Origin of the sequence: Roseomonas haemaphysalidis (assembly GCF_017355405.1) — a bacterium.
Lineage (GTDB): Bacteria > Pseudomonadota > Alphaproteobacteria > Acetobacterales > Acetobacteraceae > Pseudoroseomonas > Pseudoroseomonas haemaphysalidis.
Genome location: NZ_CP061177.1, coordinates 3,039,020 through 3,057,940 on the forward strand (window position 1 = coordinate 3,039,020; position 18,921 = coordinate 3,057,940).

Annotated in this window: 19 protein-coding genes; 12 read left to right on the top strand and 7 right to left on the bottom strand. The window is 72.0% G+C overall.

Annotated features, from left to right (window positions below):
* The first annotated feature begins 2 nt into the window (after positions 1-2).
* The gene (locus tag IAI59_RS14115; RefSeq protein WP_237181131.1) at positions 3-278 is read left to right on the top strand and encodes a hypothetical protein; all 276 of its coding nucleotides are present in this window, start codon (positions 3-5) and stop codon (positions 276-278) included.
* On the opposite strand, the gene IAI59_RS14120 is transcribed toward IAI59_RS14115, so the two are convergent.
* Entirely contained in the window at positions 251-649 is a 399-nt protein-coding gene (locus tag IAI59_RS14120; RefSeq protein ID WP_207415688.1) for a DUF4345 domain-containing protein, read from the bottom strand. The genes IAI59_RS14115 and IAI59_RS14120 overlap by 28 nt on opposite strands.
* Complete coding sequence (locus IAI59_RS14125) at positions 646-1,434, bottom strand: DUF1194 domain-containing protein (protein ID WP_237180479.1); 789 nt, start codon at positions 1,432-1,434, stop codon at positions 646-648. The genes IAI59_RS14120 and IAI59_RS14125 overlap by 4 nt, the downstream gene beginning before the upstream one ends.
* An 87-nt stretch (positions 1,435-1,521) precedes the next feature.
* On the opposite strand from IAI59_RS14125, the gene IAI59_RS14130 reads away from it, so the two are divergent.
* Both IAI59_RS14130 and IAI59_RS14135 read left to right on the top strand, forming a co-directional pair.
* Positions 1,522-3,084, top strand: coding sequence for a circularly permuted type 2 ATP-grasp protein (locus IAI59_RS14130; RefSeq protein ID WP_456315974.1), 1,563 nt, complete (start codon positions 1,522-1,524; stop codon positions 3,082-3,084).
* The gene (locus IAI59_RS14135; protein ID WP_207415687.1) at positions 3,084-4,031 is read left to right on the top strand and encodes an alpha-E domain-containing protein; all 948 of its coding nucleotides are present in this window, start codon (positions 3,084-3,086) and stop codon (positions 4,029-4,031) included. The genes IAI59_RS14130 and IAI59_RS14135 overlap by 1 nt, the downstream gene beginning before the upstream one ends.
* A 70-nt stretch (positions 4,032-4,101) precedes the next feature.
* Here the strand turns inward: IAI59_RS14135 and IAI59_RS14140 are convergent, their stop codons facing one another.
* Positions 4,102-4,527, bottom strand: a complete 426-nt coding sequence (locus tag IAI59_RS14140) for a CsbD family protein (RefSeq protein ID WP_207415686.1) — start codon at positions 4,525-4,527, stop codon at positions 4,102-4,104.
* A gap of 160 nt (positions 4,528-4,687) precedes the next feature.
* Between IAI59_RS14140 and IAI59_RS14145 the strand changes: the two genes are divergently transcribed.
* The 6 genes from IAI59_RS14145 to IAI59_RS14170 all read left to right on the top strand — a co-directional run bounded on the left by IAI59_RS14145 (position 4,688) and on the right by IAI59_RS14170 (position 12,208).
* Positions 4,688-6,169 (top strand): PAS domain-containing protein, encoded by a 1,482-nt coding sequence (locus tag IAI59_RS14145; protein ID WP_207415685.1) that lies wholly within the window; start codon positions 4,688-4,690, stop codon positions 6,167-6,169.
* A gap of 137 nt (positions 6,170-6,306) precedes the next feature.
* Positions 6,307-6,489 carry a CsbD family protein gene (locus tag IAI59_RS14150; protein WP_207415684.1) on the top strand — a complete coding sequence of 61 codons (183 nt, stop codon included), beginning with the start codon at positions 6,307-6,309 and terminating at the stop codon, positions 6,487-6,489.
* Between the two features lie 105 nt (positions 6,490-6,594).
* Entirely contained in the window at positions 6,595-7,530 is a 936-nt protein-coding gene (locus IAI59_RS14155) for a hypothetical protein (protein ID WP_237180478.1), read from the top strand.
* Positions 7,531-7,671: 141 nt separating this feature from the next.
* Complete coding sequence (locus tag IAI59_RS14160) at positions 7,672-9,246, top strand: GMC family oxidoreductase (RefSeq protein ID WP_237180477.1); 1,575 nt, start codon at positions 7,672-7,674, stop codon at positions 9,244-9,246.
* Complete coding sequence (locus tag IAI59_RS14165; protein WP_207415683.1) at positions 9,243-10,649, top strand: M20/M25/M40 family metallo-hydrolase; 1,407 nt, start codon at positions 9,243-9,245, stop codon at positions 10,647-10,649. Before IAI59_RS14160 ends, IAI59_RS14165 begins: the two co-directional genes overlap by 4 nt.
* Entirely contained in the window at positions 10,646-12,208 is a 1,563-nt protein-coding gene (locus tag IAI59_RS14170) for an ABC transporter substrate-binding protein (RefSeq protein ID WP_207415682.1), read from the top strand. Before IAI59_RS14165 ends, IAI59_RS14170 begins: the two co-directional genes overlap by 4 nt.
* A gap of 32 nt (positions 12,209-12,240) precedes the next feature.
* Here the strand turns inward: IAI59_RS14170 and IAI59_RS14175 are convergent, their stop codons facing one another.
* From IAI59_RS14175 to IAI59_RS14185, 3 genes are read right to left on the bottom strand one after another with little or no spacing between them, the layout of a single operon-like run.
* The gene (locus IAI59_RS14175) at positions 12,241-12,555 is read right to left on the bottom strand and encodes an AtuA-related protein (protein ID WP_207415681.1); all 315 of its coding nucleotides are present in this window, start codon (positions 12,553-12,555) and stop codon (positions 12,241-12,243) included.
* Entirely contained in the window at positions 12,552-13,943 is a 1,392-nt protein-coding gene (locus IAI59_RS14180; RefSeq protein ID WP_207415680.1) for an acyclic terpene utilization AtuA family protein, read from the bottom strand. The genes IAI59_RS14175 and IAI59_RS14180 overlap by 4 nt, the downstream gene beginning before the upstream one ends.
* A gap of 5 nt (positions 13,944-13,948) precedes the next feature.
* Positions 13,949-14,938: a Bug family tripartite tricarboxylate transporter substrate binding protein gene (locus IAI59_RS14185; RefSeq protein ID WP_237180476.1), complete on the bottom strand. Its 990-nt coding sequence runs from the start codon at positions 14,936-14,938 to the stop codon at positions 13,949-13,951.
* Between the two features lie 144 nt (positions 14,939-15,082).
* Between IAI59_RS14185 and IAI59_RS14190 the strand changes: the two genes are divergently transcribed.
* Both IAI59_RS14190 and IAI59_RS14195 read left to right on the top strand, forming a co-directional pair.
* Entirely contained in the window at positions 15,083-15,973 is an 891-nt protein-coding gene (locus tag IAI59_RS14190) for a LysR family transcriptional regulator (protein WP_207415679.1), read from the top strand.
* Positions 15,974-16,556: 583 nt separating this feature from the next.
* Entirely contained in the window at positions 16,557-17,150 is a 594-nt protein-coding gene (locus IAI59_RS14195) for a transglycosylase SLT domain-containing protein (RefSeq protein ID WP_207415678.1), read from the top strand.
* 28 nt (positions 17,151-17,178) lie between these two features.
* On the opposite strand, the gene IAI59_RS14200 is transcribed toward IAI59_RS14195, so the two are convergent.
* A complete protein-coding gene (locus tag IAI59_RS14200; RefSeq protein WP_207415677.1) occupies positions 17,179-18,027 on the bottom strand; it encodes a type 1 glutamine amidotransferase in 849 nt (282 codons plus the stop codon).
* A gap of 126 nt (positions 18,028-18,153) precedes the next feature.
* Here IAI59_RS14200 and IAI59_RS14205 point away from each other — a divergent pair, with 126 nt between their 5' ends.
* Positions 18,154-18,915, top strand: a complete 762-nt coding sequence (locus IAI59_RS14205) for a transglycosylase SLT domain-containing protein (protein WP_207415676.1) — start codon at positions 18,154-18,156, stop codon at positions 18,913-18,915.
* Positions 18,916-18,921: the final 6 nt, after the last annotated feature.

Consider the following 18,921-nt stretch of genomic DNA (forward strand, 5'->3'; position numbering starts at 1 on the left):
TCGTGGTGCGCGGCCGCCTGTGGCGCTGCGCCAACCCGGCCCTGGCGCCGGAGCGGCGGGCCGAGCTGCAGCGCGAGCTGATGGCCGCCCGCCGCGCCAAGGGCGTGGCGATGCGCGCCGGCGACGAGGCGGCGCGCGAAGCCGCCCGCCTTCGCGTGGATGCCGCCAAGCACGCCCTGGGCGAGCGTGGCGCCCCCTGGTGGGACGACGGCGCGCCCGACTACAACCGCCACATGGCACGCAACACGCCCTATGCGGACTGGTTCGCCGCCCTGTAGGCCACCCGCCCCTGCCACCAGCACAGCAGCGGCGTGACCACCAGCTCCATCCCCAATGCCAGCGACATCGGCGTGTCCGGCCAGCCGTGCAGCAGCACGCCCAGCAGCCGCCCCAGCCCGCCCGCCACCACCACCGCCGTCAGCAGCCGCATGCGCCCGGCGCGGCGCGGCAACGCGGGAATGCAGCTCCAGAACCCCAGCCCCAGACCCAGCAGCAGCCCGGATAGGTAGCGGAAGTGGCTGTCGGCGCCGGGCGGCGCGCTGTCCGCGCCCACCATCTCCAGGCCCAGCAGCACCCCCGCCAGCCCCGCGAAGACCGGCACGCAGCCGCCGAGGGCAATGGCGCAGCGCACCGCCAGCAGTTCCTTCATGCGATCTCCCGCACCAGCTTGGCGCGCATCGCGCGGGCGAAATCCGCCCGGCCCTCGGCGGTCATCACAAAGGCGCCGGGGCCGCCGATCACCTCGCGCCCGTAGATCTCCGCCAGCCCCGGCGTGCCGCCCAGGATGGCCAGGCCGTTGACGGTGATGCCGGCGGCCACCGCGCTGTCCCGCGCTTCGGGCGCGCGGCGCAGGCCCCGCATGTCCGGCGCATCGCCCGACAGGTCGATCACCTTCTCGTCCGCCACGAAGGGCGCGGCGGCGATCAGCCGGGCCGCGTGGTCGATGGCGTCGCCGATGGCGTTCCAGCTTTGCCGGGACCGCGGCGCGGCGCGGATGGCATCGCCCGCCGCCAGCGCACCCGCGGCATCGGCCACCCGCCGCCAGTCCACCACCGTGGCCGCACCGCCCGGCGCCCCCCATTCCACCAGCGCGATGCCGATGGCGCCCTGCGGCCCGCCCCGGATGGCCGCCAGCACGGAGGGATGCGCCAGCGCCTCGGCGCAGCCCTCGCGCTGCAGGCGGAATTCCTCGGCGTCGATGCTGCCGGAGGCATCGATCGCCAGCACCAGCAGCAGGTCCACGGGGTCGGCGGCCCGGGCCGGGGTGGCGGCGATCAGCGCGGGCACGGCGAGCATCTGGCGGCGCAGCATGCGGCGGTCCTTGCGGCGGACATCCAGGGTCGGCGGCGCCGGGGTTGCTGTCAACGCCATGCGCGCGGGCAGGCTGGGCAGGCTTTGGGCAGACAGGGCGCCGCCCCGCCCTGCGGCGGGCAATGAAACGATCCGGGCCGCTTGCGCGTCACCCCAAAGCCTTGCTCAAGTCGCAATGGACCATCCCAGCCGAGGAAGACGGAACCAACCGTGCCAGAACGACCTTCCTCCCGCCCCGCCGCCGCCTTCGACGAGATGCACGCCGAGGGCGCCATCCGGACCCCCTATGCGGAGATGGCCCGCTTTCTCGACACCACGGGCGAGGCCGCGCTGGAACAGAAGCGGCTGGAAGCGGAAACGCTGTTCCGCCGCATCGGCGTCACCTTCGCGGTGTATACGGAGGGCGGCGACCCGGAGCGGCTGATCCCCTTCGACGTCATCCCCCGCATCCTTGCCCGCGACGAGTGGGAGCGGCTGAGCCAGGGGCTGGAGCAGCGGGTGCGCGCGCTCAACGCCTTTCTGTCCGACGTCTACGGCAAGCGCGAGATCATCGAGGCCGGGCGCATCCCCGCGGCCCTGGTGCTGGAGAACGAGGGCTTTCTGCCGCAGATGCAGGGCTTCACGCCGCCGGGCGGCGTCTGGACCGTGATCAGTGGCATCGACCTGGTGCGCACCGGGCCGGATAACTTCTATGTGCTGGAAGACAATTGCCGCACGCCGTCCGGCGTGTCCTACATGCTGGAAAACCGCGAGGCGATGTTCCGGCTGTTTCCGGAGATCTGCGCCCGCCACCGCATCGCCCCCGTCAGCCACTACCCGGAAGAGCTGCTGGAAACGCTGAAGTCCATCGCCCCCGCCCGCTGCGGCGCCGAGCCCTGCGTGGTGGTGCTGACGCCGGGGCCCTACAACAGCGCCTATTACGAGCACTCCTTTCTGGCCGACGAGATGGGCGTGGAACTGGTGGAAGGCGCCGACCTGTTTGTGCGCGACGAAGCGGTGTTCATGCGCACCACCGCCGGGCCGAAGCAGGTGGACGTCATCTACCGCCGCATCGACGACGAGTTCCTGGACCCCGAATGCTTTCGCGCCGACAGCGTGGTGGGCGTGCCCGGGCTGATGGCGGCCTATCGCGCCGGCAACGTGGCGCTGGCCAACGCGCCCGGCACCGGCATCGCCGACGACAAGGCCGTCTATCCCTACGTGCCCGAGATGGTGCGCTTCTACCTGAAGGAGGAACCGATCCTGTCCAACGTGCCGACCTTCATGTGCGAGCGGCCGGCGGACCAGGACTACGTGCTGGCCAACCTGGACAAGCTGGTGGTGAAGCTGGCGCGCGGCTCCGGCGGCTACGGCATGCTGGTCGGCCCGCATGCCACGCAGGAGCAGCGGGACGACTTCGCGGCGCGCATCCGGGCGCGGCCGGGCGACTACATCGCGCAGCCGACCCTGGCGCTGTCCACCGTGCCGACGCTGGGAGAGGATGGCATCGGCCCGCGCCATGTGGACCTGCGGCCCTTTGTGCTGTTCGGCAAAAGCGTGCGCATGGTGCCGGGCGGGCTGACCCGCGTGGCCCTGCGGCAGGGCTCGCTGGTGGTGAACTCCTCGCAGGGCGGCGGCACCAAGGACACCTGGGTGCTGCTGGAGGACCCGCCGGATGCCGCGCAGCTCGCCCTGCCCGCGCCGCCGGACGCCGCCGCCATGGCGCAAAGCCAGACGTTGGGCGGCATGACGCAGTCGCAAACGCCCGGCAGCCAGACCCAGGGCAACGCCTGATGCTGTCCCGCACCGCCGACTGCCTGTTCTGGCTCGGCCGCTATTCCGAACGCGCGGGCAACGTGGCGCGCGGGCTCGCCGCCACGCTGCGCATGGCCATGCTGGCGCAGCCACTGGCCGCCGACAATGAATGGCGCGCGCTGCTGATCGCCACCGGCTCCGAGCCCGGCTTCAGCGCCAAGCACGCCCATGCCAATGCCGAGGCGGTGGTCCACTGGCTGACGCTGGACCTGGACAACCCGTCCGGCATCGCCGCCTGCGTGGAAGCCGGGCGGCGCAATGCCCGCACCGTGCGCACCGCGCTGACGGTGGACATGTGGGAAGCTATCAACGACACCTGGATCGAGTTCCGCCGGCTCGACCCTTCCGTCATCCGCGGCGACCGCCTGCCGGGCTTTCTGGACTGGGTGAAGTCGCGCGCCCTGCTGTTCAACGGCGCCGCGACCGACACCATGCTGCGCGACGACGCCTGGCGCTTCGTGCACCTGGGCACCATGCTGGAGCGCGCCGACAACACCGCGCGGCTGCTGGACGTGCGCCACGCCGCTTTCACCCCGGCGGCGGAAGGCGATGCCGCGCAATACGCGCAGTGGCAGGCGGTGCTGCGCTCCGTGTCCGCGCTGCGCGCCTACCAGCACGTGTTCCACGCCCGGCTGCAGCCGCATCTGGTGGCAGAGCTGCTGCTGCTGCGGCAGGAGCTGCCCCGCTCGCTGCTCGCCTGCTATCGCAACGTGGAAGCGGTGCTGGACGCGATCGCGGACAACAACGGCGGCACGCGCGGCGAATGCCACGCGCTGGCGGCGGCGCTGCATGCGCAGATGCGGCAGGGCAAGGTGGACGCTGTTCTGGCCGGCGGGCTGCACGACTTCCTGACCGGCACCATCGACCGCAACATCGCGCTGGGGCGCGAGATCGGCGCCTTCTACCTGTCCGGCCAGCGTTCCTGATACCGCCGCCGGCCGGCCACACGAGCGGGGCGCTTCGCCATGGGGCCGCCCGGGGCGGCCCCCGGCGGCGTCAGCGCCAGTCGCGGTTGTACCAGGCCTTCGGCTGGGGCGCCGTCACGCGGCCGGCCAGAAACGCCACCACGGCCACCAGGCCCAGGGTGACCAGCGGGAACCCGCGCACCACATGCGCGGCGCCGGATGCCCCGGCCACCACCGCGTCCCGGGCGTCGCGGCCGTATTCGCTGGCCTTGTCGCCCACCCGGTCGAGCAAGGGCCCCGGGCCCTCGCCGGCCAACTCGCTGGCCTTGCCGGACAGCGCCTGCGCCGCGTCGTTGGCGGCATCCTTGGCCTGACCGAAGGCGTTCCGGGCGGTGCCGGCGGCCTTGTCCAAGACGCCGTCGGCCTGCATGCCGCCGTCGCCCGTGGCGTTGCCGAGGGTTTCCTTGATGCTGCCGCCCGCCTTGTCGGCCGCGCCCTTGATCCGGTCTTCGTTCATTGCCCTGGTCTCCTGTGAACTGGTGGACGGCATTGCAACGCCCGGGCAGGCCGCACGGTCATCCAGCTTGCCAAATCCTCATCTGGCTCACAGGTTCCGGAGCATCCCGCAAACAGGTGCGCCCGCATCAACTCTGCGCCGCCTCGCCCGTTTGCGGCGCATGGCCCTCCCTGGCTCCCCCACCCATGCCGACACCCAGCAGCTCCGCTCCATCGTCGCCGGCGTCAGCGACGGCGTGATCCTGATCGACACCGACCAGCGCATCGTCTGGGCCAACCAGCCGGCCCTGGCGATGCACGGCGTGTCGGATGTCGAGGCGCTGGGCGGCACCGCCACCGGCTACCGCGAGCGGTTCGAGCTGCGCTACCGCAACCGCCACCACCTGCCGGAAGGCGAATATCCGCTGGAACGCGTCATGGCCGGCGAGGCCTTCGACGAGGTGGTGGTCGAGGTGGCGCGGGCCGGCGAGCCGGACGCGCAATGGACCCACCGCATCCGCAGCCTGGTGCTGACGGACAAGCACGGCGTGCCGGACCTCCTGGTGCTGATCCTGCGCGACGAGACGGAGCGCTTCGATGCGGAGGAGCGGTTCGAGCGCGCCTTCAACGCCAACCCCGCCCCCGCGCTGATCCTGCGCCTGTCCGACCTGCGCCACATCCGCGTCAACCGCGGCTTTCTGGAAATGACGGGCTTCCGCGAGGATCAGGTGGTCGGCCGCTCGGCCTATGACGTGGACGTGCTGGAAGGCGCCGCGCGGCGTGAGCTGGCGGTGGAACGGCTGCGCGAGGGCCGCACCATCCCGCAGATGGAGGCGACGCTGCAATTGCCGGACGGGCGCAAGAAATGCGTCGTGCTGGCCGGCCAGCCGATCGACATCGGCAGCACCGCCTGCATGCTGTTCACCTTTGCCGATCTGGACCTGCGCCGCCGTGCCGAGGTGGCGCTGCGCCACAGCGAGGAACGCTACGCCCTGGCCTTTCGCGCCCTGCCCGCGCCGGCGCTGCTGATGACCGGGGACGACTTCCGCGTTCTGCTGGCCAACGACGCCTTTTGCCGCGACACCCGCCGCGCGGAAGCCGACGTGGTGGGGCGCCTGGCCCGCGACTTGCCCCTGTGGGCCGACCCCGCCGCCGCCGCCCGCCTGGCCGAGCGCTTCCGCCGCGACGGCCGCCTGGCCGACGAGGACGCCGTGCTGCACGTGCAGGACGGCGCCCCGCTGGCCTGCCTGGTATCCGCCGCCGTGGTGGAGCTGGGCGGGCAGCGCTGCATGCTGCTGGTGGCCCCCCGCGCGCCGGAGCGCGCCAGGACCAGGGCGGATGTCGCGGCGGCGGTGGCCGCCGTGATGACGGATGCTGGTGCCATCCGCGCCATGGTGCTGGACCACCTGGCGCGCACCGCATCCGACCGGCCGCAGGACGTGCCCGCCCCCGCCCTGTCCGGCCTGCCGAAGCGGGCGCGGGAAGTGCTGGTCCTGGTGTCCCAGGGGCTGGACGACGGCGCCATCGCGGAGCGGCTGGGGCTCGGCCGCGTCACGGTGCGCAACCACATCAACCGGTTGTACCGGCGCCTCGGCGTCGGCTCGCGCGGGCAGCTCATCGTTTGGGCGCGCGAGCGGGGCATGGGCCAGGAAGACGGCCAGTAGGATCTGATGCCGCCGCATCCATTGAGCGGGTGCAGCCGAACCCCGTTCGCAACGTGCCGGCGCAACTCGCGCCGCATCCGCTGGTTCCACAACAGCCATGACGCCGCTCGCGCCATGGGCCAGCAGGGGAAACCGGGATGGACAAGGACCGCATCGAAGGCGCCGCCAAGCAGGCCGTGGGTTCCGTGAAGGAAGCCTTTGGCAAGCTCACCGGCGACAGCAAGACGCAGGCCGAAGGCGCCGCGCAGAAGGCCGAGGGCAAGGTGCAGAACACCGCCGGCGGCATCAAGGACACGGTGCGCGACATCGCCCGCAAGTAGCGGTCGCGCCCCGCCCACGATCGACCACAACCAACCGGCTCGGCGCCCCGCCGGGCCCTTTCGCGATATTGGCCGCCGTTCCGCGCGGCCCGAAGGAGCAAGCTTATGTCCTCCACCTATCGTGGGCAGGTGCCCGCCGGCACGGCGCCCGCCGCCGCCGTCGGTTCCCTGTTGCGCCGCGTGTCCTGGGGCGCGATCTTCGCCGGTGCCATCGTCGCACTGGCCGTGGGTCTGATGCTGAACGTGCTGGGCGCCGCCGTGGGCGCGACCCTGGTCGACGCCACCGCCCGTTCCACGCCCAACGCATCGAGCTTCGGCATCGGCGCCGGCGTGTGGCTGCTGGTGTCCAACCTGATCGGCCTGGGGCTCGGCGGCTATGTCGCGGCGCGCCTGTCCGGCACCGCCAGCAGCACCGACGCGACGCTGCACGGCATGACCATGTGGGCGACCTCGTTCCTGATCTCGGCCGTGCTGCTGGGCAACCTGGTGTCCGGCGTCGCCTCCACCGCCACCAACGGCATCGCCAGCGCCGTCGGCGGCATCGCGCGTGGCGCGGGCTCCGTGGCCTCCACCGCCGGCGAGCAGGTGGCCAACCGCACCAGCACGGGCACCATCCAGTCCGCCACGCAGTCGATCATCGATCGCGCGCAGAACGCGCTGTCCGGCACCGGCAACCCGCCCGCTTCCATGACCTCGGACCAGCGCAAGGCCGAGATGGCGACCCTAGTGGGCCGCCGCGTCACCGATGGCAACCTGTCCGCCCCCGACCGCGAGCGCCTGAACGCCCTGGTCGCGGCGGAATACAACATCAGCCCGCAGGACGCGCAGCAGCGCGTGACGCAGGCCGAGCAGCAGGCGCAGCAGGCTGTTCAGCAGGCCGAGCAGCGTGCCCGCGAGGCGGCCGACGCCGCCGCCAAGGGCGCTTCCGTGGCATCGTTCTCCATCTTCCTGACCATGCTGCTCGGGCTGGTCGCGGCGGTGGTCGGCGCGCGCCGCGGCACCCGTGACCACGCCGTGGCCTACGGCACCACGGTGGCCTGACCATCCGGCAGCGGCCGCTCCCGCCGATTTCGCATCGGCGCCGGGGCGGCCGCGTTCGGAATGTCTGCTGGCCCGCGCAGGCTTCCCAGCGGCGGGGATCGCGTCCACTCTGGTCTGATGAACAGGGTGGAACGGTCAGGAATGATGGAAGCCGAATACGATACCATCGTCATCGGCGGCGGCTCCGCCGGCGCCACGCTCGCCGCGCGGCTGAGCGAGGACCCGGCCCACCGCGTGTTGCTGCTGGAAGCCGGGCAGGACCTGCGCACCGCCGACACGCCCGAGCATATCCAGATCCCCAACCCGATGCGCGCCATCGGCGACGACGACTTCCGCTGGCCCGCCCTGATGGCGCGGCGCACCGAGCGGCAGGAGCCGCGCCTGTTGTGGCGTGGCCGCGCCATGGGCGGCAGTTCCACCATCAACGGGCAGATCGCCATCCGCGCCGTGCCGGACGACCTAAACCGCTGGGAAGCGGCGGGCTGCGCCGGCTGGGGCTGGGATGCGATGCTGCCGTATTTTCGCAAGCTGGAAACCGACAAGAACTTCCCCGACGCGCCGTACCATGGCGACAGCGGGCCGATCCCGGTCTACCGGGCGCCGATGGAAGACTGGGGCAACGTGGACCGCGCCCTGCGCGATGCCTCGCTGGCCCTCGGCTACGGCTGGTGCGAGGACCACAACGCCCCCACCGGCACCGGTGCCTCGCCCTACGCCATCAACAGCATCGCCGGGCGCCGCGTGTCCACTAACGACGGCTACCTGGAGCCGGCGCGCGGGCGCGCCAACCTGCGGATCGTCGGGCACGCGATGGTGGAAGGCATCCTGCTGGAAGGCAACCGCCCGCACGCCAGCGGCGTGCAGGTGCGCGTCAACGGCGAAACCCATCGCCCCCGCGCGCGGCGCGAGGTCATCCTTTGCGCCGGCGCCATCCATTCCCCCGCCATCCTGCAACGCTCCGGCATCGGTCCCGCGGCGCTGCTGGAAAAGCTCGGCATCGCGGTGCGGGCCGACCTTCCGGTGGGCGAGAATCTTCTGGACCACCCCATCGTCGGCGCCTTTCTGCACCTGCGCGACGACTCCCAGGTGGGCACGCTGATGCACCGCCACACCAACTGCTGCCTGCGCTACGGCTCCGGCCTCGGCGGCGCGGGCGACAACGACATGATCATGATCGCCGGCAACCTGGCCGGCGCGGCGCTGAGCAAGAATGGGCCGGATTCCACGCGCGGGCGCATCGCCGTGTCCGTGTACCAGGCTTTCAGCCAGGGCCATGTGCGCATCACCACCACCGACCCCGCCGTGGACCCGGCGGTGGAGGAGCGCATGCTGTCCGACGAGCGCGACCTCCTGCGCATGCGCGACGGCGTGCGCCGCCTGCGCGAGATCTGCCTGTCGGACGGCGTGCGGCGCGTCGCGCACCGTGCCGAATACGGCGTGTCCGGCCGCTCCATGGAAGATGCGCTGAGCGATGCGGAGCTGGACGACTGGCTGTTCGGGGAGGTCGGCGACGCGCAGCACGCCAGCGGCACCTGCCGCATGGGCGCGGAGGATGACCCGCGCAGCGTGGTGGACAGCGAATGCCGCGTGCTGGGCTGCACCGGGCTGCGGGTGGTCGATGCCTCCATCATGCCCGAGGTGCCGCGCGCCAACACCCACCTAACCACGGTCGCCATCGCCGAGCGCATGGCCGACCGGCTGGGCAACGCGGCATGAGCGACACTGTCGCCGATGCCCTGGCCGCGCGGGCCGATGCCGTCCGCGCCCGGCTGGAAGCGCTGATCCGCCTGCCCAGCGTCAGCACCGACCCGTCCTTCGAGCCCGGCATGCGGGCCGCCCGCGCCTACCTGCTGGACTGGTTCCGCGACATGGGGCTGGACGAGGTGCAGGAGCTGGATGGCGGCGGCCACCCCGCGCTCTACGGCAGCTGGAGCGGCGCGCCGGGCAAGCCCACCCTGCTGATCTACGGCCATTACGACGTGCAGCCGCCGGACCCGGTGGAGGAATGGACCAGCCCGCCCTTCGAGCCGACGGAGCGCGATGGCTGCCTGTTCGGCCGCGGCGCCTCGGACGACAAGGGCTCCTCCGTCATCGCCATCGCCGCCGTGGAGGCATGGCTGCGCCAGCCCGGCGGCTGCCCCGTCAACATCAAGCTGTTTCTGGAAGGCGAGGAGGAAGTCGGCAGCCCCACCCTGCCCGCCATCGTCGCGAAGTTCGGCACGCTGCTGCGGGCGGACGCCATGCTGTCCGCCGATGGCGGCCGCGCCAGCCGCACCATTCCCACCATCAATGTCGGCGCGCGCGGCAACACGGGCTTCGAGGTGAAGCTTTCCACCGCCGCCAAGGACCTGCATTCCGGAAAGTATGGCGGGGCCGTGCGCAACGCGCTGCACGAGATGGCCAAGCTGGTGGCCACCCTGCACGACGCGGAAGGCCGCATCGCGGTTGCCGGCTACCTGGACAGTGTGGCACCACCGTCCAACCAGGCGCGAAACGACACCGCCGCCTTTCCGGTGGACGAGGCGGAATTCTGCGCCGAGGTCGGCGCCGCGCCGCTGGGCGAGCCGGGCTACACCCTGCGGGAGCGGCTGACGCTGCGCCCTTCCATCGACGTCAACGGCCTGTGGGGCGGCTACACCGGCCCCGGCGCCAAGACCGTGATCCCGCGCGAGGCGCGCGCCAAGCTGACCATGCGGCTGGTGGCCGGCCAGGACCCGGCCGAGGCCCGCGCGCTGGTGCAGGCCCACCTGCGCGCGCAGTGCCCGCCCGGCGCGCGCGTGGAGTTCACGGTGCAGGGCGGCGGCTCGCCCGCTTCCAGCCTGCCGCTGTCCCACCCCCTGGTGCGGGCCGGCAGCACGGTGCTGGAGCGGTTGCTGGGCCAGCGCCCGGTGCCGGTGCGGTTGGCCGCGACGGTGCCCATCACCGCGCTGTTCAAGAAGCTGCTGGGCATCGAGACGCTGATGTTCGCCTTCGGCCTGCCGGACGAGGACGTGCACGCACCCAACGAGTTCTTTCGCCTGTCCTCCATCCCGCTCGGGCTGCGTGCCTGGGTGATGCTGCTGCAGGAGCTGGGCCAGGTGGACCCCGCCGCGTTCCATGTGAAGGACACCGTGCCATGAGCCGCTTCAAGGCCGCCCTGCTCGCCTTCGCCGTGCTCGCTTCCCCCGCCGCCGCGCAGGCGCCGCTGACGGTGCTGCGCGTGGTGCCGCAGGCCGACGTGGCGGTGACCGACCCGCTGTTCACCACCGCCTGGATCTCCACCATCCATGGCACCATGGTCTGGGAAAGCCTGTTCGCATGGGACAGCCAGTTGCAGGCGCGGCCGCAGATGGCACGGGAATGGAGCACCTCGGCCGACGGGCTCACCTGGCGCTTCACGCTGCGCGACGGGCTGAAGTTCCACGACGGCTCGCCCGTCACCACGGAGGACGTGATCGCCTCCCTGCGCCGCTGGATGGGCATCGACGCGATGGCCAGGAAGGTCGCCGCCGTCACCACCGCCATGACCGTGGTGGATGCGAAGACTTTTGAATGGCGCTTGTCCGCGCCCGTGCCCGGGCTGCTGGACACGCTGGCGGCCGCGCCGTCCCACTTCGCGGTCATCATGCGCGCGCGGGACATCCCGGAACCGGGCAAGCCCGCCACGTCCGTGATCGGCTCCGGCCCTTTCCGCTTCAATACCGACCTGCGCGTCAGCGGTGCCCGCGTGGTCTACGACCGCAACCCCGACTACGTGCCGCGCGACGAACCGCCGGATGGCCTCGCCGGCGGCCGCGTGGTCAAGGTGGACCGCGTGGAGTTCCAGGTGCAGCCCGACCAGGCCACCGCCGTCAGCGCCCTGCAGGCCGGCGAGGTGGACATCCTGGAACGCCCCTCCTTCGACCTGCTGCCCCTGCTGCGCGGCAACCGGCAGGTGAAGCTGCAGGTGCTGACGGAACTGGCCAGCCAAGCGGTACTGCGGCCCAACGCGCTGTATCCGCCGTTCAACGACCCGCGCGCCCGGCTGGCCCTGTCCTACATCATCAACCAGGACGACCAGATGTCCGCCGGCTACGGCGACGCCGCCTACTTCCAGGCCTGCAACTCGTTCTTCGTCTGCGGTTCGCCCAACGGCACCACGGCGGGTGCGGAGGACTTCGGGCCCAACCTCGCCCGCGCGCGCCAGCTGCTGGCCGAGGCCGGCTACAAGGGCGAGCCCATCCGCATGCCCGCCACGCGCGACATCTCCTACATGGGCCCCATGGCCGAGGTGGCGTCGGACGCCATGCGGCAGGCCGGGCTGAACGTGCAGGTGGAATGGAGCGACTGGGCCAGCGTGGTCAGCCGCACCACCAACCAGGGCGCACCCGATGCCGGCGGCTGGAACATCTATGTCAGCGGCATGCCCGGCGTGCTGGCCTGGACCCCCAGCACCAACATCTTCGCCGCCATGCCCTGCGACCGCAGCAACCTGGCCGGCTGGCCCTGCGACGAGGAGGTCGAGGCGCTGCGCACCCGCTACGCCAACGCCCCCACCGCCGAGCGGCCCGCCATTCTGGACGCGCTGCAGCGGCGGCTGGCGGTGGTCAACCCGTACCGCCTGCTGGGGCAGGCCACGCAGCCGGTGGCCTTCCGCAGCAACGTGGCGGGGCTGCTCAATTCGCCCGTCATCGCCTACTGGAACATCAGCAAGGACTAGCCGCGCGGGGGGGGGCCGTGGCCCCCGCCGCCTCAGCCCCGCTCCACCGGCATCTGCAGCAACAGGAACGACAGCGTCTTGCCGTGCCCGTCCAGGTTCAGCGCGCCGTTGACGCCGCCTTGCAGCACGTCCTCGATCACGAAGTTGAAGGCGCCGAGGCCGGGCAGGTCGAAGCGCCGCACCGATGTCGCGCCACGATGCGCGAACAGCGCCAGCACCTTCGCCTCCGTCACCTGCGCGGCCAGCAGCGGCCAGTCCCCGGCGCGATGCGCGACCAGCGCGATGTTCAGGCGGTTGCCCTTGTCGCCGGCGCGGGCATGCGCCAGCGCGTGCAGCGGGGTGCTCATGCGACGCCCTCCAGCTCCATCATCGTGACGCGCGGCGCCAGACGTTCCCGCGGCACCAGGAAGGACAGGGTGCGGATGCGGTCCGTCACCCGCTGGCGCACGCCGCCGCCGCCCGCCGGGCCGCAGCAATACATCGACAGCACTTCGCGCGAGGCCCGCGCCGCATCGGCCTTGCTGTCGCTGGCAAAGGCCAGCCGCAGCCGCACGTCGCCCGGTGCTTCCGCCGAAGCCTCCCGCAAACCGCCGCCATCGCCGTCGAACACGCTGACCACGCCGATCAGGTCCAGCCGCGACTGGCCGCGCAGCCCGAGCAGCCGGATGCGCTCCAGCAGCGTTCGCCCCGCCAGCTCGGCGCGCGCGCGGGCATTGGGGCCGGCGTAGGAGATCTCGCCCTCGCCCAGCCAGCCGCCGGGCAGGCTGACGGTGGCCTTCAGCGTCGGCGGCCGGGGGCGGCCATGCGCGCCGTAGATGCGCAGGCGGTCCGCCGCCTCCTGCACCATGGTGATGCCCGTCACGTCCAGCACCACGTCCGGCGTCAGATAGGCTGCGGGATCGTGCAATTCGTAGAGGAGCTGCTCCGTCACGGTCTGCCGGTCCACCCGGCCGCCGGTGCCGGCGGGCTTGGTGATCAGGATGCCGCCATCGGCGCTGACCTCGGCGATGGGAAAGCCCAGCGTGGCCATGCCTTCCACATCCTTGCAGCCGGGGTCAGCGAAGTAGCCGCCCGTGACCTGCGAGCCGCATTCCAGCAGGTGCCCGGCCAGGGTGCCGGCCGCCAGCCGGTCCCAGTCGTCCTCGCGCCAGCCGAAATGCGCCAGCATGGGGCCGAGCGCCAGGGCGGGGTCGGAGCAGCGGCCGGTGATCACCACCTGCGCGCCGCCGCGCAGCGCCTGCGCGATGGGCGCCGCGCCGAGATACACATTGGCGGCGATCACCTTGTCCGCTTCCAGCACCGCCCCCGCATCACCCTCCCACGGGTCGAGGTCGGCCAGCGCGTCCGTGCCGCGGATGTCGTCGCCTTCCACCACGCCGACGCGGAGCGCCGGCAGCGCCAGCTCCCGCGCCAAACCCAGCACGGCGGCGGCGGCGCCGCGCGGGTTGGCGGCGCCGCCGTTGGTGACGATGGGAATGCCCGCCGCCACGCAGCGCGCCAGAATGGGCCGCAGCAGGTCCAGCAGCGCCGGCTCGAAGCCGCCGCCGGGGTCCTGCAGCCGCTCGCGCTGCGCCAGGGCCAGGGTGCGCTCGCCCAGCACCTCCAGCATCAGCGCGGCGGGGCCGCCAGCGGCGGCCAGCGCCTCCACCACCGGGCCGGGCGCGTCCAGCCGGTCGCCGGAAAAACCGGAGCCGCAGCCGATGCGCAGCAGGGCCTTGGGGTCGGAACCGAGCACCGCGCTCAATCCGCGGTCGCGCCGGACACGCGCACCACCTCACGCCACTTGGCGATGTCCTTTTCCAGCCAGGGGCGGAACTCGGCGGGCGGCATGCCGATCGGGATCAGCCCCTGCGCGAACAGCAGGTCCTTGAGGTCGGGCGCGAACAGCGCTTCGCGCATCGCGGCGTAGATGCGGTCGCGGATCGGGTCGGGCAGCTTGGCCGGGCCGAACAGCCCGTGCCAGGCGGCGACGTCGAAGTCCGTGATGCCCTGCTCGATCGCGGTGGGCACCTCCGGCACCATCTCCAGCCGCTTGGCCGAGGTGGTGGCCAGCGCCTTGAGCCGCCCTTCCTTCACGAAGGGCAGCACGGCGGTGACCTGGTAGATGGTCATCGGCACGGTGCCGCCGATCACGTCCGTCACCGCCTGCGCGCCGCTGCGGTAGGGCACGTGCACGAAGGGCGCGCCGGTCTTCATCTTCAGCAGCTCTCCCGCCAGGTGGGAGGAGGTGCCATTGCCGGCCGAGGCATAGCTGACGCCGTTGCGCTGCTTCTTGGCCCATTCGATGAACTCGGGCAGCGTGCGCGCCGGCACGGACTGCGACACCACCAGGAGGTTGGGCGCCTCCGTCACCAGCGAGATCATGGTGAAGTCGCGCATCACGTCGTAGGGCATCTGCGGCATCAGCGACATGTTCACCGAATGCGAGGCGATGCTGCCCATGCACAGCGTGTAGCCATCGGGCGCCGATTTCGCCACCGCGTCGCTGCCCACCACGCCGCCGGCGCCGGCCCGGTTCTCCACCACCAGCGGCTGGCCCAGCAGCGGTTGCATGCGCTGCGCCAGCAGCCGCGCGATCACGTCCGTGCTGGTGCCGGCGCCGAAGGGCACCACCAGCTTGATGGGCCGGTTCGGCCAGCCATCCTGCGCGCGCGCCCCGGCGGCGGGCAGTAGCCCGGCGGCGAGGCCGGCGCCCAACAGGGCACGGCGGGTGGCGGTGATGGGGGGCATGTCGAGAACTCCTGGCCGCTTCCTGGCGGCGGCCGGTGGGGCCGCCGATGACCGGGCCTGTTGGCGGCCCTTCGCCCAGCAGTGAAGGCGCCCCGCGCCCATCAGGCAATTGCTATGTTTTTGGGTGAGTCATAACCTCCCGCTATGACCATATCCCTGCGGCAGCTACGCGCCCTGACGGCGGTGGTGGAAACCGGCAGCTTCGGCCGCGCCGCCGCCCGGCTGAACCTGTCCCAGCCTGCGCTCACGGTGCAGATCCGCGGGCTTGAACAGACGCTGGGCCTCACGCTGTTTGACCGCTCGGCCCGTGGCGCGCGGCCCACCCCCACCGGGCTGGGGCTGGCGCAATCCATCGACCGCGTGCTGACAGAACTGGACCACGTGGTGGAAGGCGCGCGCGACCAGGCGACGCGCCGCTCCGGCAGCGTGCGGCTGGCTGTGCTGCCATCGGTCGCCGCCACGCTGCTGCCCGGCGCCCTGGCGCGGCTGCGGGCCGAGCATCCGGGCATCCGGGTGCTGGTGCATGACGCGGTGACCCGGCGGGTGGCCGAGCAGGTGCGCGACGGCTCCGCCGAACTCGGCATCGGCACCCTGCCCGGACCCAGTGCTGAATTGCACGCCACGCCCTTGTTCGAGGACGATCTCGTGGCCGTGCTGCCCCCCGGCCACCCGCTGGCCGCCGCCACGCTGCTGACCCCCGCGCAACTGGCCGCCGAGCCGCTGGTGCTGACCGACCCGGACAGCAGCGTACATGCCCTGGCCGAGTGCGCCTTCGCCGCCGCCGGGCTGGTGCTGCGCCCAGCCTACGAGGCGACCTACATGAGCACGGCGGTGGCCATGGTTCGCGCCGGGCTTGGCATCGGCGTGCTGCCGGCGACGGCGGTGGACCTGCAGGTGGCACCGGCGCTGCAGACACGGCCGATCGATGCGCCCGCCATGCATCGCCACATCCTGCTGCTGCGCCGGGCGGGTGCCAGCCTGTCCCCGGCGGCGGAAGCGCTGACGGCATCGCTGCTGGCGTCCGTCAGGCGCTGACCTAACTGCCCAACAACTCCCACTAACCCCGAATACGTAGACGCGGCGTCGATCAACGAATCGCGCCAACGGCTAGCGGCCCGGACAGCATGAATTTTTGAGTTCTGCCTATTTCCTGATCACTGAAACGTGTGGTGAGTAACGCCATGAAGTGTCAGGCAAATCATTGTGGTGTCTGCGACACAACAGTGCCTGATCGCGGCAGCAGCGTGGTCCAATAAAGCGACGAATGACTATGGGCACGGCGGACTGCAACCTGACTCACAAGCAATAAAAGTTCCTAATGCTGGCACAAGCACCGTACGGATATCACACTACGATGGCAAAAATGCCATAGCGACATGCAGATATCTTTATATAAATGTACCCGCATGTCTCGCTAGGTGCCCGGTCTTTTTGCTTTGCCTCCCGGAACGGCCATGGTAGCGGAGCAGCCATGACGCCCGCGAAAAGCCGGCCGGTGCCCCCGCACCGGCGCAGATCCGCGGCGTTCCCGTGCAATTCCGCACGGAGCGCCACATCGCTCCGGGTTGCGGGCCTCGCGCACCGGTCCCGATCGTCGCAGCCTTCGCGGCTGGCGATCATGGCCTTTGCAACGGCCTTCGCGCTCGGCGCTCCCACCCTGGTGTCCAGGCCCGCCGAGGCAGCTGGACCACGATCCGAGTGCCTGGAAGCCGCCCGCGCCGCGGAAGCCGCCTATGACCTGCCGCAAGGTCTGCTGGTGTCCGTGGCCCTGGCCGAATCAGGCCTCCACGCCCATGCGTTGAATATCGGCGGCCGATCCTTCTATCCGGAAAGCGCCGTGGAAGCCCGCCGGTTGCTGGCATCGGCCAGTGCTGGCCAATCTGTGATGGCCGGCTGCGTGCAGGTCAACGCCAGGGTGCATGCCCCGGGTTCCGACTGGCCGCTGGACCCGCGCCGCGCCGCCAACTGGGCGGCCCGGCACTTGCGGACGCAGTACGAGCGCATCGGCAACTGGGCCGATGCCATCCGGCTGTGGAACGGCGGCGCGCCGGCCAGCTCCAACAAGCTGGTGTGCCGCGTCGAGGCGAAGCTGCAGGTGGTGAACCCGGGCAGCACCCTGCTGGGACGCACCGGCTGTGGCCGGGGCCAGATGGCCCGCGTCCGCAACAGCGGCACGACGCTGCTGGAACTGGCCGAAGCCTCGGGCAACTAGCGGCGCGACGGACCGGCGGTGCGCGCGCTCAGCGCGCGTCCCGCCGCGCCGCCGCCAGCCGGTCGATGAAGTTGCGCAGTTCCAGCCGCCGCATCGCCGTGTCCGTCACCTGGCCGTCCAGGCCCAGCTGCCACGCCAGGTCGCGCCGGTCCGGTTCCTCGGCCAGGGCATCCACCCGCCGCGCAAAGGCTTCCAATCCGCTCCGGTCCCGCGCCAGCCCGTCTTCCACCAGCGTGTCCGCCTGGCGCCCGAGCGCCGGCCCCACCTCGTTGAGCGACAATTCCGGGTGGTATTGCACGCCCCAGAACAGCCCCTCGCCCTGGCGGATCTCCACGGCCTGCACCGGCGTACCGGCGCTTTCGGCCAGCAGCACGGCGCCGGGCGGCAGGGTGTCCACCTCGTCGCCATGGATCGCGATCGCGTCCCAGGCCATGGATCGGCCGGCCAGCAGCGGGTGGCCGCGCCCCGCATCCGTGGCCGTGATGCGCCGGGCGAAGCCGGCTTCCTGCCCATGCCGGCGCTCGCGCACCGTGCCGCCCGCCGCCGCCACCGCCAGTTGCAACCCGGCGCAGGAACCGAAGGCCGGCACGCCCTGGGCGAAGACCCGCCGCGTGAAGTCCAGCATCCGCCGCACCTCCGGCGTATCCTCGTAGACATGCATCGGCGAGCCGCACAGGAACACCGCGTCAAAGGCGCGAAGGTCCTCCGGCGCCGCTTCCTCCACCGGTTTCACCAGGTCGATGCGGGCGTCAGGCTGCATCTGCCGCAGTGTCTCGGCGTAGCTTTCGCCGGAGCTGCGGCCCGCGCTTTCGCGACGCTGCTCGCGGGCTTCCCGCGGCTCGCTTTCGGCGAGAAGGAAGCGAAAGGTCTGAGGCATGGACGATCCTGCGCGACTGCCGTGGCGCCGCGTGCGTGTGAGGGCTGCCGTTCAACGTGCCGGCGGCGCCCGAGTTCCCCCGCCCCGCGCTGGACGCCGCCGCCCGCAGGCGCCACCTTTGGTGCGATGCCGCATCTCTCCTCCCTGCCCCGGCGCTTCCGGCTGGCCGCCATTGCCCTGGCCACGGCGGGGGCCTGCGCCGGCCCCGTCCTGGCGCAACAACCCGCCGACTGGGGCCGCTGCCGCGCGGCCATCGCGCAGGCGGAGGCCGGGTCCGGCGTGCCGCCCGGCTTGCTGGGTGCCATCGCGCTGGTGGAAAGCGGCCGGCGCAGCCCCACCGGGGCGCCGCAGCCCTGGCCCTGGTCCTACAATGCCGCCGGCGAGGGCCGCGCGCCCGCCACCAAGGCCGCCGCCATCGCCGAGGTGCAGGCATTGCAGGCGCGGGGCGTGCGCTCCATCGACGTCGGCTGCCTGCAGGTGAACCTGCTGCACCATCCGGATGCCTTCGCGGACCTGGACGCGGCCTTCGACCCGCTGATCAACGCCCGCTATGCCGTGCGCTTCCTGAAGGAGCTGCGAGGCCGCAGTGGCGACTGGGGCACCGCCATCGGCCGCTACCATTCCGGCGAAACCGAGCGGGGCGGCGCCTATTCCCGCCGCGTCGCCCTGGCGCGCATGGGGGCGGCCTTCAACGGCGGCGGCGGGGTGCCGCTGCCGCCGGGCCTGATGGCCGGCATCTGCGCCCCCGGCCTTTCGCCGATGCTGATGTTCGGCGGCGCGGCCGAGGCACGGCGCTTCATGACGCCCGAGGCCCGGCGCCGCGCCATCCCCGCCACGCCGGTCAGCAACCGGCCCCGCCTGGCCTGCCTGCGCCCCGCCCGGCGCTGAGGCGCC